The 14,523-nt window shown below is 38.7% G+C and carries 15 protein-coding genes and 2 tRNA genes; 5 read left to right on the forward strand and 12 right to left on the reverse strand.

Annotation, left to right across the window (positions count from 1 at the left end):
* Nucleotide 1: 1 nt before the first annotated feature.
* Nucleotides 2–847: a nucleoside triphosphate pyrophosphohydrolase gene (gene mazG, locus EHQ62_RS16765; protein WP_135644925.1), complete on the reverse strand. Its 846-nt coding sequence runs from the start codon at nt 845–847 to the stop codon at nt 2–4.
* An 83-nt stretch (nt 848–930) separates the two neighbouring features.
* Between mazG and EHQ62_RS16770 the strand changes: the two genes are divergently transcribed.
* The gene (locus EHQ62_RS16770; protein WP_135644927.1) at nt 931–1,443 is read left to right on the forward strand and encodes a DUF6580 family putative transport protein; all 513 of its coding nucleotides are present in this window, start codon (nt 931–933) and stop codon (nt 1,441–1,443) included.
* A gap of 7 nt (nt 1,444–1,450) precedes the next feature.
* On the opposite strand, the gene EHQ62_RS16775 is transcribed toward EHQ62_RS16770, so the two are convergent.
* From EHQ62_RS16775 to EHQ62_RS16790, 4 genes are read right to left on the reverse strand one after another with little or no spacing between them, the layout of a single operon-like run.
* Entirely contained in the window at nt 1,451–2,401 is a 951-nt protein-coding gene (locus EHQ62_RS16775) for an alpha-L-glutamate ligase-like protein (protein ID WP_135644929.1), read from the reverse strand.
* The gene (locus EHQ62_RS16780) at nt 2,398–3,984 is read right to left on the reverse strand and encodes a 7TM domain-containing protein (RefSeq protein ID WP_135644931.1); all 1,587 of its coding nucleotides are present in this window, start codon (nt 3,982–3,984) and stop codon (nt 2,398–2,400) included. The genes EHQ62_RS16775 and EHQ62_RS16780 overlap by 4 nt, the downstream gene beginning before the upstream one ends.
* 1 nt (nt 3,985) lies before the next feature.
* Entirely contained in the window at nt 3,986–4,570 is a 585-nt protein-coding gene (locus tag EHQ62_RS16785) for an ATP-dependent zinc protease family protein (protein ID WP_135644933.1), read from the reverse strand.
* Nucleotides 4,567–6,354, reverse strand: coding sequence for a chloride channel protein (locus tag EHQ62_RS16790; protein WP_167482891.1), 1,788 nt, complete (start codon nt 6,352–6,354; stop codon nt 4,567–4,569). The genes EHQ62_RS16785 and EHQ62_RS16790 overlap by 4 nt, the downstream gene beginning before the upstream one ends.
* A gap of 115 nt (nt 6,355–6,469) precedes the next feature.
* Between EHQ62_RS16790 and EHQ62_RS16795 the strand changes: the two genes are divergently transcribed.
* Both EHQ62_RS16795 and EHQ62_RS16800 read left to right on the forward strand, forming a co-directional pair.
* Nucleotides 6,470–7,183, forward strand: a complete 714-nt coding sequence (locus tag EHQ62_RS16795) for an LIC10920 family plasminogen-binding lipoprotein (protein ID WP_135644937.1) — start codon at nt 6,470–6,472, stop codon at nt 7,181–7,183.
* A gap of 23 nt (nt 7,184–7,206) precedes the next feature.
* On the forward strand, nt 7,207–9,390 hold the full coding sequence (locus EHQ62_RS16800) for an ATP-binding protein (RefSeq protein ID WP_135644938.1): 2,184 nt from the start codon (nt 7,207–7,209) through the stop codon (nt 9,388–9,390).
* A gap of 25 nt (nt 9,391–9,415) precedes the next feature.
* Here the strand turns inward: EHQ62_RS16800 and EHQ62_RS16805 are convergent, their stop codons facing one another.
* Genes EHQ62_RS16805 through EHQ62_RS16820 form a run of 4 tightly spaced genes read right to left on the reverse strand, consistent with a single transcriptional unit; the run spans nt 9,416 to nt 12,525 of the window.
* On the reverse strand, nt 9,416–10,369 hold the full coding sequence (locus EHQ62_RS16805; RefSeq protein ID WP_135644940.1) for a polyprenyl synthetase family protein: 954 nt from the start codon (nt 10,367–10,369) through the stop codon (nt 9,416–9,418).
* Nucleotides 10,366–11,265 (reverse strand): transglutaminase-like domain-containing protein, encoded by a 900-nt coding sequence (locus tag EHQ62_RS16810; RefSeq protein ID WP_135644942.1) that lies wholly within the window; start codon nt 11,263–11,265, stop codon nt 10,366–10,368. Before EHQ62_RS16810 ends, EHQ62_RS16805 begins: the two co-directional genes overlap by 4 nt.
* A gap of 48 nt (nt 11,266–11,313) precedes the next feature.
* Entirely contained in the window at nt 11,314–12,126 is an 813-nt protein-coding gene (locus EHQ62_RS16815; protein ID WP_135644944.1) for a transketolase, read from the reverse strand.
* Nucleotides 12,127–12,135: 9 nt separating this feature from the next.
* Nucleotides 12,136–12,525 carry a hypothetical protein gene (locus tag EHQ62_RS16820; RefSeq protein WP_135644946.1) on the reverse strand — a complete coding sequence of 130 codons (390 nt, stop codon included), beginning with the start codon at nt 12,523–12,525 and terminating at the stop codon, nt 12,136–12,138.
* 84 nt (nt 12,526–12,609) lie between these two features.
* On the opposite strand from EHQ62_RS16820, the gene EHQ62_RS16825 reads away from it, so the two are divergent.
* A tRNA-Thr gene (locus EHQ62_RS16825) sits at nt 12,610–12,684 on the forward strand.
* Between the two features lie 12 nt (nt 12,685–12,696).
* Nucleotides 12,697–12,778, forward strand: a tRNA-Tyr gene (locus EHQ62_RS16830).
* Nucleotides 12,779–13,216: 438 nt separating this feature from the next.
* Here the strand turns inward: EHQ62_RS16830 and EHQ62_RS16835 are convergent.
* The 3 genes from EHQ62_RS16835 to EHQ62_RS16845 form a co-directional block, all read right to left on the reverse strand.
* Nucleotides 13,217–13,606, reverse strand: a complete 390-nt coding sequence (locus tag EHQ62_RS16835; RefSeq protein WP_135644948.1) for a HEPN domain-containing protein — start codon at nt 13,604–13,606, stop codon at nt 13,217–13,219.
* Nucleotides 13,596–13,904, reverse strand: a complete 309-nt coding sequence (locus EHQ62_RS16840) for a nucleotidyltransferase domain-containing protein (RefSeq protein WP_135634331.1) — start codon at nt 13,902–13,904, stop codon at nt 13,596–13,598. Before EHQ62_RS16840 ends, EHQ62_RS16835 begins: the two co-directional genes overlap by 11 nt.
* Nucleotides 13,905–14,168: 264 nt before the next feature.
* Nucleotides 14,169–14,417, reverse strand: coding sequence for a hypothetical protein (locus EHQ62_RS16845; protein WP_135644950.1), 249 nt, complete (start codon nt 14,415–14,417; stop codon nt 14,169–14,171).
* Nucleotides 14,418–14,523: the final 106 nt, after the last annotated feature.

Genomic DNA, 14,523 nt, shown 5'->3' on the forward strand with positions numbered 1-14,523 from the left:
TTTAACTTTTCTTACGTAACTCATTCTTAGCCTTATCCCAATACTTATCAAGTTCTTCTAAAGAATGATCTTTCAAAGTTTTTCCCGTACCAGCTACATACCCTTCTAACAAACGGAATCGAGATTCAAATTTTTCATTGGCACGACGGAGGCAAGTTTCGGGATCAATGGAAAGTTTACGAGATAAATTCACAAGTAAAAAGAAAAGATCACCTAACTCGTCTTCAATCCTTTCATCATAAGGTAATTTTTTGGAAGTGAGGGAGCCTTGTTTTTGGAGTTCCGAGTTAAGTTCCTGAATCTCTTCTTGGAACTTTTGGAAAACTCCTTCTACATTCGGCCAATCAAACCCTTGTTTGGTGGCCTTTGATTGGATTTTTTCGGATCGTTGGATGGCAGGAAGTGCCTTTGGAATGCCAGACAAGATACTTGGATCAGAGTTTTGGATTCCCTTTTTCTCTTTTTCCTTTTCTTTTAATTGGTCCCATTGGGTGAGAACCTGATCACCCGTTCCAATTCCCTCTTGTTTACCATAAACATGAGGGTGGCGGTACACCAATTTTTGAAAGACACCGTTTGCCACGTCATGAAACGTAAAGGCCCCACGTTCTTCGGCAAGTTGGCTATGGAAAGTGATTTGGAAGAGTAAGTCTCCCAGTTCCTCTTTTAGGTGGTTGTCATCACCACGTTCGATTGTATCCACCACTTCATAGGATTCTTCTAATAGGTGGGGGATCACAGAAAGATGGGTCTGTTCTTTGTCCCAGGGGCATCCTTCGGGACTTCGTAAGTCCGAAGTGAGTTTGAGTAAATTTTGGATGGGTGAATCAAAATTAGGAGGGTTCACTCGTTGTATTTTTCCCGATCCACGCGAGAAGCAAAGGCAAATTTTATCTTGCGAAAGCCCCCCCCCTTTACGAGTCTATCCCTATGTTCCAATCTCGTGTTTCTGTTGCCATCCTGATGGTGATTGCCACTGTCCTAAGCCGTATTTTACCGCACCCTCCGAATTTTACGCCAGTTTTGGCTGTTTCACTTTTTTCTGGTGCTTACTTAGCGGACAGAAGGCTTGCTCTCGTTGTTCCCATACTAGCAATGTTTGTCTCTGATCTTTACCTTGGGTTTCATAACCTAATGCCAGTTGTGTATGGTTTCATGATTGTATCCGTCCTTTTCGGAAAACAAATTGGAACTTCCATGGCAAAATCCTTTGGGTACACTGTGGTTGGTTCTGTCATTTTCTTTGTAGTGACAAACCTTGCTGTTTGGGCCACAAGTGGGATGTACAGTTTGGATGTAGCGGGGCTTAGCCAATGTTTTGTGATGGCTCTTCCTTTCTTCCAAAACTCCATCTTGGGTGATGTAGTGTATTCAGGAATTTTGTTTGGATCGATGGCATTTCTCAACCGCACCGTATTCCAAACGGCGAAACAATCCGCTTAAGTTTTTCTTACAATTCGTTTAAGATTCGGTGGATTCGGTCTTTTGGACCATCCGCCGGATTCTGAATTTTCTCCACTAATTTCAATCTACTAAGTAAACCCTTTCGATTGGCAATTTGGATTCCAAGGCCTGGCCTTGCATTCATTTCTAAAAGCAAAGGGCCTCTTGTTTCATCTAACACGATATCGACACCTAGATAACCAAGGCCTGACATATCATAACAACGAGAAGACATCTCTAAAATTTCATTCCAGTCAGGGATCACCCTACCAGATAAGGTTTGTTTGGTGTCTGGATGGAAATGGATGAGTTTGTCATTACAAACCGAATGGGTTAATGTTCCATTTGATAAATCCACACCAACACCGAGAGCCCCTTGGTGCAGATTTGCTCTTCCCCCGGATTCTTTTGTAGGCAATCGTAACATGGCCATCACCGGATAACCTAGGTACACAATCACACGGATATCAGGAATTCCTCGAAACGAAATCTCTTGGAAGAATGGATGGCACTCCAATCGTTCTTGTAAGATACAAGTGTCCGAGTTTCCATCCAACGAATACAATCCTGATAAAATGCCTGAAACATGATGGTTTAGTTCTTTTTCACTGACAATCTTTCCATCAGATTTATGATAGCGAATCTTTCCATTTTCAAACGTTTCAGTTTGACTGATGACTAAAATTCCATTTCCCATCCCACCATTGGCAGGTTTGACAACAAATCCAGGATGGTCTTTTACCAAATCTTTTGTTTTTTGGATCCCACCAAAGGTATCAATCACACCATAATGCTTTGGCATTGGGACATGGAATTGTCTTGTGAGTTCTGCTGTTTTCCATTTATCATCTACGAGTGGATAAAACTCTCTTGGATTGTTTGGCAAAATGTATTCACCAATCCTTCTGTTGATCCCAAGGACCCCTTCCCTTTCGAATTGTTTGAAAATCGAAATCACGATTTAAAAATTTCCTTAAAACGAAAGAGCTCTGAAACGCGATACCCTTTGTACAATCCCAGAAAAATTTGAATCGCTATCACGATGAGTAAAAGTTCGGGATGTGTGAAAAATAAAATCTGTAAAGAACCGAAGAAAAAAATCATATAACTGATAAGAGCAATCACAAGGGTTCCAAGTAGTGTGACCATTGTATGCATCACACCTTCTTCAATGATCATAATCGAAAATCTTTCAACAAAAATAGTTGTGATCACAATTGGAAATAAGGTCACACTCATTTGGTTAAAAATTGAGATTTCTTCATTCAAAATCGAAAACAAAATTAAGGTGAGAACTGTGATTGTGAGTAAAATCGATAACCTTGGCACAGCGAGTAAATAAAATTTGTCGAGAGCATACCGTTCAAAAAAACCAAGTCCTATCATAAGCAAAAAGAAACCGATTCCAAACCAGAGATTGGTTTCATAAAAAAACATGGCAAGTAAGATTGGTGTAAAAATTCCAAAGGTTGGAATTCCAATCATATTCCGAGCTACAGACAATACAAGTGCCCCAATTGGAATCAAAATCACAAGACGAAACAAGTTTTGTAAAGGTGTAGGCAAACTATACAACGAGTAATAACGCAAAAAACTATTACTCGATGCAATTTCTTCGCTATACTCTTTAAAATTATACCGATTCACGTTTGATTTAGTGATATAGGCCGTATAACGAAACGTAGCCGGATCTTCTCCCAAATTTCGTTTTTCTTCTACTGACTTCCAAATTGGCAAATAACCGGAAACGGAACTGGCAAAAACATTTTTATAAGTAGATACAAAATACCATTTCCCATGAAAACGAATTTCGTTCCAAAATGTGATTTTACTTTTATTGTCTTTTTCGGTTTGTTTGTTCAAATCAAATCCCGCAACTGTACGCGCCTGGATCCCACGCATACGACAGAGCAAAGAAAAAAGTAATGCTTGTGAGTAGGCGCTACCGCTTCCCAATCGAATCGTATCAGAAAGAGAAATATCCTTATAGGTATTGATAATTTCTTCAGATATAAAATAATAAATCTGTTTTGCAGAAGAAACATTATCCTTGTCATAAGGATGGATTTGCTCGTAGAGCTTTTTTGCAAGGATCAGTTCTTCCGAAGAGTAATGTTTTAAGGATAAATAATAAGGTTCTTTTGTGACTGGTTTTTTAGTTGGAGTTGGAATTTCTGGTTCCGGGTCAGCATTCTCATATGGCAACATTTTGATTTTCGCATAATAACCAATCGGTGAATTCCAATCCTCTCCTTCCCAAATTCCCAAATGGCCATATTGTTTTTTCAGAACTCGAAATTCTAAATCTTCTGTTTTGGTATTTGATTTTAATACTTTTGATTGGATGAATTGTTTGGGAATCGGAAAGTTTACTTCCGAAATTGCAACATTTTCCTTGGGAGAAATGACTACCTGAACATTTACAGTATCATCGACCGCTACAGGCAATAATGACAATTCAGCAACATTCAATTTGTATAAGATTGAAAGGATCGGTATTACAATCAGTAAGACAATGGTTATATATGTTTTTCGATCCAAATTAATCCCCTAATTGGTGTGACAAAGACACATCGACTAAAAATTTACCACGTAAAAAATTCCTTCCTACTAAGATTGGATAATTTAAGTTGTTACGATCATTTAAATTGATCATTGTTTCTTCTTTGTATTTTCCAATTTTCATCAACTCACTAATCATAATTCGTTTTTCCGACACACCGGAAGTACTTGTCACCTTAGCTTCTTTTACAAACTTACTTTTCAATCGAACTGGTTTTTCATTCACAAAGGTATCAAATAAGATATACGTTTCCCCGTTTTCCACAACTCTTTCGATATTGATGGCATTGATGGAACAAGACAAGGCACCAGTATCAATCCTTGCCCGAAGTTTTAATTTCCAATTGGGAAATTCAACCCACTCCACCCTTCCAATGATTGGTTTTAGGTATTGTGGAGGGATCACAATAGGTTTGATGTGTTGGTCCGGTTTTTTTTCAACCACTTGGCCCGTTCCAATACAATTTGCAAACAGGAACAATATGACAAATAAATTAAAAATTGGAATGGATCTCAATACGAATGTTATAATTTTAGAATGATCTTTCTTATTTGAATCTCTCATACAACTTTTCTTTGTTTGTTTTTATTTTTCACTTCATTTTGGTATGCATTGAACAAATCAATATAACGTAAATAACCTAAACATCGATTGTCTTCGACGATGGCAAGTTTGTCGACATCATATTCCAATAAAATGCGAAGGGCTTTTCCAAGTGTATCCGATTGACACACTGGTGGCACATCTTGTACAATTTCTGCGCATGTGATTAAATTTTTAAGTTCTTCTTCATATTCTGGAAGGATTCTATTTTTACGAAGGGAAACAATTCCTTTGTATTCTTCATTTGATCCTACTAAAATAAAATCACTTGCTTGGATTCCTGGTGCATTGGATTGCAACTGGGTTAATGAAAGATGTTCGGAAACCATTGCATACTTTCGAAACTCAGTAAAATGATCCAATATCCGAATCCGATCCATAATGTCTTGGTTCATATCCCAATGGTGGGAAGGTGATAAAAATCTGTTTTTGATTTGGTTACGATAAATGGAAATCTTATGCGATAAAACCACTGCGATCATAGCAACAATCATAAGTGCAGGAAGTAATGCATAACTTCCGATCATATCACACACCATAATCATTCCTGCAATGGGTGCCCTTGCCACTCCTGCAAAAAAGGAACCCATTCCTACTAGTAAAAAAGGAAACACAATGATATTGAGTTCGGGGAACAAAACATTTGCCATTGTTCCTACAAAGGCACCTAACATCCCTCCTATGGCAAATGATGGCCCGAGTAACCCTCCCGAACTTCCAGAGCCGACGGTAAGGGATGTGGAAAACACTTTAAAGATGGCAACAGCAAGTAAAAAAAACGGCCCTGAAAAACCAAAACTCGTTGAGGTTAAGACTTCTCCATTGATCATCCTTTGGATGAGGCCAAAGCCCGAACCTAATACTTCTGGAAAAAGTAATGCAATGCATCCAACGATCAGTCCACCAAACGCTGGTTTTAGGAAATTGGGCAACGGAAGTTTCGAAAAGACATCTTGAACGAAGTGGTATACCTTTACAAAAAAGTAACCAACCACATAACATAAGAGTCCAAGCAAAATGTAGAGAGGGATATGCCGGTAATCATTTAAACTATATTCCTGTACAGAAAAGATCGACCCACTTCCAGCGATACTGGTGTAAGTCAGGTAAGCGGTTACAGAGGATAAGATACAAGGAACAAGAGAATCACTTTCAATGTCTTCTTGGTAAACCATCTCCACTGCAGTAATGGCACCACCGAGAGGTGCACGGAAAATGGCACCAAGCCCCCCAGCTGTTCCGGCAAGCATAAGGGTTCGCCTTGCTCTCGCACCTGCTCCTAAAAAATTTGCAAGGCTTGATCCAAAACCCGCGCCAATTTGTGCAGTAGGCCCTTCTTTTCCCCCCGATCCTCCAGAACCTAACGTAAGTATGGTGGCGATTGCTTTATAAAAAGGAACTTTGGTCCGAATTTTTCCTTCATTGAAATGAAAGGCATGGATGAGTGAATCAGTTCCTCCTCCCTGTGCTTCCGAACAGAAAAAACTTGTGATGATCCCAACAAGCAAACCACCAATCGCCGGTAAAAATAAAATCCATAGTGGGGACAATTCTCCCACATGTTCCACCGAATGGAAATGTAGGTCACCGGCAGGTGTGCCTGGGTCATAACCAATCAGGTTGCCAAAGGTAAACGACTCTGTCCATGTCAGAGCCCAATTGAATCCATATGCGCCAACCCCAGAAAGTAACCCGATGAGAAGGGAATAGACATAAATCGACCTAGGTCCCTGGATCGACAGCATGGTGTTTAGACCGAATGGGAGCCGCATAGGGCAAGTTTATAATTTCCTCCAAATTTCCCAAGGAAATTCTGAATCCTCTTGACCCGATAAGGAATTCCTGGGACGATAGGATCGTATGTTCCGAATTTACCTCGCATTTTTGGTTCTTTCCGCATCCTTTTGGGGCTGTGGCCTCAAAAACGAAAACAACGCGGCCCTAACGGTTCTCGATGAAAGCACTCCTGCTTTATTTGCGTTTAATGGAGAAGTGGATACAAGTGTGACAACCAGTTGCGGTCGTGCGGCACCTGCAACCAACACAACAGGAACTACCGGAACAACGACAGGAACCACAGGCACGACGGGATCGACAACAAACAATACACGATTTTCGGTGATCTCTCAGTTGATCTTCAAAACCAAAGAAACCTTAAACATCCGATTCCAATACGATAGCACACAAATCCAAGGGAACATTGACCCACAACAAGGTTTTATTTTAGCAGGTGGGCTATTTGGAAAAACAGTCCAAGGAACCCAAGGGACTGTGGAATGGTTCAACCAAGGGATTAACATTGATACTTCAAGCCAAACCACACAGCAGATTTCCTTTTTCAATTTAGAAATTCGTTTGAATGGAACTTACAGCACATCAACGACAAGTGCCGCCACCATATTACCTCAGTGTAATACAACCGATGGGGTGAACTGTACATCAGCACAAACCACAACCCAATGTTTTACTTCTGATAACAGAACTTGTATTGTGCAAAATACAAGTGCAGATGCAAAACCCGTGATCATATCGGGAACCATCAAATGCAATGCACCGAACATCGTGCCACAGTGAAGTGATTCAATTCGTTTCCCTCTTTGCGACGTAGCTTAGCATTCCTTCTTTTTCCCTTTTTGCTTTATGCAGAAGGGGAACCATTCCTAAAACATTTAGGCACAAACCCAAACGTATCCAACGAGCAAAACGCAGAAAGTCAGGAACTCTACTACTTTGGTTTTACCAAAGAGAGCCACTACTACCAAATCACTCTTCCAGAAGATGGAGAACGGTATTTCCATTTTGAAAATGGAATGTTTTCAGAATTTGATTTTGCCTTATACAATGAAGGAACTCTTGTAAAAGCCTATCCTTCCGGTCTACTTCGAAAAAAAAATCCCATCGTTTCTTATACCGGTGGTTTTTTAATCCCCGCTAAAGAAAAAGGAACGTATCAATTTAGGATCCGATCGGATGATACGCATCGGATTAATTTTCGGATTCGCAAAGAATCGGAACTTTTCCAATACACGAAGGCATTGTCTTTGTGGCAGGGACTTTATTTAGGCCTCTGTTTACTTTTGGCTCTCTTTACGGCGATCCAGTATGCTTTGTTACGGGAAAAAATTTCTCTTTATCTAACCATTGCAATCTTAACTGTTTTGTTTACCAACTTACTTAGGTCTGGTTTATTTTATGAATATGAATTTAGTAACCTAACATGGTTTTTTCGGTATGTACCAGGACTCTTGGCACTAAGCCCGATTGGCCTCATTCTATTTTTACGTGAATTCCTTCATACAAAGAAGTTGTATCCTAACTTTGACAAATACCTCATCATCTATATTTACATTTTGTTAGTTTCCATCTTCATTGTATTGATTGACCTTCAATTGTTTTTTCGATTTATATATACCAATAGTTTGATGTTATCCACTTTTACTTTTGGATACTCGATCTATAGTTTGTTCAAAAAAGAAGAACATGCCAAGGTTTTATTTTTTGCATTTTTCGTAAGGCAGATCAGCACCCTATTATTAATTTTTACAAATACTGGATTTTTGCCATCGTTTCCTTTTTTGAGTTCTGCCAATGAAATTGGAGCCGCGATCCAAATGACAATTTTTACGATTGTTGTTTCCAAATTCCAAATCCAAACACGAATATTGAAGGAACAAACTGTCACAAAGGTTAACGAAGAATTGGAATTTATGGTTTCGGAACGAACAAAAGAACTCCAACTCCAAAAAGAAAAACTAGAAAACACAATTTTACAATTAAGCCAAACAGAAAACCAACTGGCTCTCTCTGAAAAAATGACAGAGTTAGGAAAACTTGTCGCAGGTGTTGCACATGAAATCAATAACCCACTGAGCGCCATAAAAGCGTCCATCGAAACTTTGATGGAATCCAAACAAAATGAAACCAATCAATTAGGTTCTAAGGAAAATATCTATTCCTCACTCGACACAAATAAAATCCAAACACTGACACGAATGTTCCAACACCAATCAGACTTTGGACTTGTGGCAAGTTATACAGAACGAAAAGAAAAAAAAGCAGAATTGAAAAACATTCTAAAAAGTAATGGATTGGAATATGACGAAGCAACTTTGGAAAAATTTTTAGATGTAGGGATCACAAAATTAAACGAAGAGGAAATTGTATTATTACAAATTGGAAAAGAAAAACTCACGGATTTGATCCTTGAGGAAAAAAACTTTCGCCTTCACTTGTCCATCATCCAAATTGCAGTGGATCGTTCTTCTAAAATCATTCTCGCACTCAAAAACTTTTCGAGAGTCACGCATTCCGAACACAGGAAAATATTTACCCTACTCGAGAACATAGAGACCGTAATTACCATCTATCAATACAGAATGCGAAGTAAAGTTTCCTTAAAAAAAACGTTTTTAACCGATGCGACAATTCTTGGTTGGCCAGAGGACCTAATGCGTGTTTGGACAAACTTAATCCTAAATGCATTGGAAGCCATGAAACAAAAAGGAAACCTTACCATCTCAACAGAAAAAAATGGAAAATATGTAGAAGTGAAAGTCATTGATAACGGAGCAGGAATCCCTATCGAAATTCAGAAAAAGATATTTGAACCATTTTTTACCACAAAACAACAAGGGGAAGGCACAGGGATGGGGCTTGGGATCTCAAAATCCATCATAGAAAAACATTTCGGAAAAATTTCAGTGGAGTCAGAACCAGGTAGGACTTGTTTTTCGATTTTGTTACCAGCGATCGAACTCATCGACCCACATGCTACAGAATGAATCTAAATATATAAAAGTATTAAAGTTACGTGAGTCGGCCAAGTTGTTCAATAAAGAGCTCACGTTCCTTTGACTTTGGAAATTGATTTAGGAAAACGAGTAATTCGTTTTTTTCTTTTTCCAATTCTTTGTGCAGTATCGTAGGGATTTGTTTAGCGTTCATTAAATCTAAAATCATCGTTTCGTCACTAGAAGTACGAGTGTCTTTCTGAAACATTTGGTTCAGTTTTCTTTTTTCAAGTAAACTGAGTTTTGAACGTAAGACCAAAACAGGATAGGTATATAAGCCATTTTTGAAATCTTTTAGGAATTCTTTCCCACTTGCTTTTGAATCGACAAAATAGTCCAAACAATCGTCTTTTTTCTGGAACAATTTTCCCAACCTAACTCCGAATTGGCGAAATTCCTTTCGTTTTTCTTTCGATTGGTTTGCCAATATTGCCGCCGACTCTGTACAAACACCAAACAAGGAAGCGGTTTTCCCATAAATGATTTGATCGTAGATTTTTAATGTGATGTTTGGATTTTTTTCCCACTCCATCTGCAATAGTTCACTCACAGAAAGGTCTCTTAACACTTGCGAAAAAATTTCCATAAGCTCAGGATTGCCAAGTGTGTTGAGTCGGCTAATCCCACATGCCAATAGATAATCCCCTGCAAGGATTGCTGTTTTATTACCGAAACTAGCACCAATCGTTGGTTTTCCACGGCGAATGGGAGCATTGTCAACCACGTCATCATGTAACAAACTGGCAGCATGGATAAGCTCTGCAACACTTCCTACATCAAGCCAACTAACACCCTTTACATTTAAGAATTGACAAAATAGATAATGGGCAAAAGGACGAATCCTTTTTCCTCCCGAAGTAATGACTTGTTTTTTGATTTTTTTAAGGATGGGGATGTCTTCGGAGATGATATTATCTAAATTTTTATCAAATTGAGATAATATAGTTTGGATCTTAAATTTTGAATTCATCCGTTGTCCACATGTGTGGATCGACTTTCGAGAATCTGAAGATGATCCTTAATCGTATGTTCCATTTCCTTGGACTGGTTATCACGATAGATATGGAGTAAATTGCGACACATCCGTTTGATCATAGAAAGTGTGGATGCTTTGGTGAAATACTTAGGAGAATTGGAATATCCATTTGCCTCCAAAAATTTTTCACATGTGAATTTATCTAATAAAACGCCACCATGGAATGGATCGATATAAGTAAAATACCCTTCGGATTCATATTGTAAAAGAAAATGGAGTGGAAGGTTAGTTCCATACAATGGCAAACCAAGACGTTGCGCAACAAGTAGATACACAACCGACAATGAAATTGGAATTCCCAATCGACTTTTGATCACTTGGAATAAATAAGAATTCCCTGGATCATTATAGTTTTGGATGTTCCCAACAAATCCTTCTTCTTGGAACATCACTTGGCAAAGGATTTGTACTTTTAATTCGTCTGTTAGATACCCAGAATGATCATCGTATAACTCAGAAATACGAAGGGCGATACGATCCAACTCCTGTTTGATTTCTGCATAATTTTGATCAGGGAAACCAATGCTCGAAAGTTGAACCACCATCTCTTCCAAATCTTTATAGTGATTTGTATTCCCACGTAACGTGAGTTTGAAGAAAGAATGGCGTAGTCGATGGCGTAATATTTCTGATTTTAGATTACGAGCTTGGACACGAAGGTAAGGATCCTTCACTTCATCCAATGCAGATTCCAATTGGATTTGCCAAGGGATACGAGAAGCAATGAGTTTTAAGAGGAAACGTTTTTTTTCTGCTGGGGCAATTTCCCAATCATACAAGAGACGGGTGATATCATCCGGGTAAAAATCAGGAAAAGAGTTTTGTCCCATGCAAAAACTATCGTGATAAAATTACAAAAGTCAATCGAAACAAAAACTTTATGCTAATTCTGCAAGAGCTTGTGCTTCTTGTTCTTTATTTGGTGGAGTACCATGCCACTTCGGATTATTTTCCATATAAGAAACACCTTTACCTAAAATGGTTCTAAAGACGATGAGTGTTGGTCCACTTGTATGCTCTTTTGCTTTGGCAAATGCAGAAAAAATTTCTTCCATATTATGTCCGTCTGCATTGATTACATTCCAACCAAACATCTCAAACTTCTTATCCAATGGTTCTAACTTCATGACTTCTTCTGTGTTCCCATCGATTTGGATGTAGTTACGATCCATAAAGGCGATGAGGTTATCTGTTTTGAAGTGAACAGCAGACTGTGCTGCTTCCCAAGTCATACCTTCACCACATTCACCATCAGAAATGCATGTATAAATTTTATATGTCTCTTTTTTTAACTTCGCACCAAGTGCAAGTCCAACCGATACAGATAATCCTTGTCCAAGAGATCCTGAGCTAGACTCAATCCCTTTCATATAACGAGTGGAAGGATGGCCTTGTAGGTATGAATTGATATTGCGGAATGTAAGAAGGTCGTCCACTGGGAAGTAACCAGACAGTCCCATAGCAGCATAACGAACTGCGCATACGTGTCCGTTAGATAGGATCAGACGGTCTCTTTCTGGCATTTCTGGATTTTTGGGATCATGATTTAAAATGGAAGTATAAAGAGCAGCGTAGATATCTGCAAGTCCAAGTGGTCCACCTGGGTGGCCTGAATTGGCAGCTGTAACCATTTTGATTACTTGGATTCGGATATCGTTTGCAAATTTCTTTGCGACTTCAATTTTTTCCATGAACATTCCTTAATGCGGTGTTGATTGAAATAAAAACAGACCGGAGATATAAACAATCGTGTACAATGGCAAAAAGATGTAATGCAATTTTACATGCAGATTACGAATTCTTTTCCAACCAGTGTAACCCATCACAAGCATCAAAACCAGGCTGATCGCCGCAAAAAAACGATGGGTATGGATGACAAATTCTGGAGCAGTCGGATAAATCTGAAATTCCGATATTCCACCTAACAGATATTTGATCGCAAGTAGATAAACAGCAGCAGTTAAATTGGATAAAATCCCGATTGCATTGAAGATACGGTGTTTTGTAACAGCTGACTTTCGAAAAAAATAACCGGTATAAAAACCCAAAATCGAAAGGGTCATGAAGGAATTTACAAAAAACAGTGCCATCTAGGGTCATTCTGCAAGAATCCACCACCACTCAAAGAATTTTTATTTGACCTTAACCGCTTTTCACAAAAATTGGATATGCATGCCGCCTTAGCTCAGTGGTAGAGCAGCTGTTTTGTAAACAGCCGGTCGGAGGTTCAAATCCCTCAGGCGGCTCCATGCAACTTCTTCGGGTAGGTACTCAAGTGGCCAACGAGGGCAGACTGTAAATCTGCTGGTTTTACCTTCGAAGGTTCGAATCCTTCCCTGCCCAAACTAAGTTTCGATTCTACGAAACAAAACTCCCAACTAACAACTAATTGAAGGATTCGAATAGAGGAGATCGTCTGCGACCCATAGGGAGCAGTTTCCGCATGGATGCGGAAAAGATCGACGACGGGCCCGCGCGAACGGAGCCAGGATGGCGGAGTGAAGGGTGGGCGATCCTTCCCTGCCCAAACTAAGTTTCGATTCTACGAAACAAAACTCCCAACTAACAACTAATTGAAGGATTCGAATAGAACCCGAGCGACTTCGACCCCGCGAAGCTTTCGTAAAAAGCTGAGGCGATGTTGGTTGCCGAAGGCAATCAAGGGGGGATGGAGCAGTTTCCGCATGGATGCGGAAAAGATCGACGACGGGCCCGCGCGAACGTAGCCAGGATGGCGGAGTGTTGTGGTTTCTGTGAAACAGAGTTGAGCACGAATTAAAATTATTTTTCTATGAATTGACTAGCCCAATTATAAACTAGTTCCGCTAATTCAGCTGCCTTTGCATATTCAGCATAGAGAATTTCTTCATAATCACCTGGATATCGAGTCGCCACAGCATAGTCTGTTAAAATTGCAAGTTCCTCAAAGAAACTAGGTTTTTCAATCTGATCTGGCAAAGAAAGTATTAGAGTTTTAATATTGTGAGTGAAAAGAAATTCAACATTTTCTTTTATCAAGACAGCTTTTAGAGATTTTTCTGCAACTTGTTGGGCATGAAAACAGAGCTGATTGAGTAAAATATCATTTTTATCCCCAAGTTTTGCCAGGGCTAAATCACTTTTTGCATGAATAAGCCAAGTTTCTGGTGAACTTGGGTCATTATGCAGCATATAGTTCTAAACCATCTTGAAGGGCATAAAAATAAATTAAATGTCTACTATTTGAATATTTTTTGAGAGTTTCTGGAGTTGCCACTACAAGATCAAAGGAAATTTTAATATTATCTACTTTCTTATAAATATACTGTGCAATTTCCCTTTTATTTGTTCCATCAGGCATAATGATTAAAAGATCATAATCACTATTTTTGCAAGCAGTGAGAGTTGCTCTTGATCCAAAAAGGATAATTTTTAATGGATTTACGAGAGAAATGATCTGGTTTTTCAGATGTTCTAACTCATTTTCCATAAGAACAGAATACTTCAACTTAAGAAAAAATCAAGCATGAATCACTGAATCTATATGGCTTATTTCATAAATTACAATTAAACTGGTAACCAAACCAAGTGACATAGATTTGGGACATCTCGCATAACACAACAAAGCTATCAAATTTCAATCAAGCATAACATCCGGTATTGGCCATGCTGTAGGTTCTTTTTTGCATTTTTGAATGTCCTGGTATGTGATTAGGCAATTAATCAAAATCATTGGCTTCTGGAGAAAAGATTTTTAAAAAAAGTTATTATCGCATTTGCGCTTTCTCTCGTCCGCTTTGATTTGAGTGTAAACAAAGTTAATTTGACCAAAGTTTTTGCGGCTTTCATTTTCTTGATCTGTAGTTTCGGGAAATGGTTCCAGTAAACTTAAAGCCATAATTTTCTGAAATTCAATAGAATCCAAATTTTCTCTGCAATTCTGCCTTTCGCTATCTGCGCATTGAAGATTTAATAGAATCAGTATTATTGTTATTTTTTTCATATATTCCTCTATATTTTTTGCTACTTTGTATAAACCGTCGCAATTACCTACGTAGGCTGCCTCTAAGTTCAAAAAGAATATTGTGAAAGTCGTGCAGAATCAAAAG

It is taken from the genome of Leptospira jelokensis (assembly GCF_004769635.1).
GTDB lineage: Bacteria > Spirochaetota > Leptospiria > Leptospirales > Leptospiraceae > Leptospira_A > Leptospira_A jelokensis.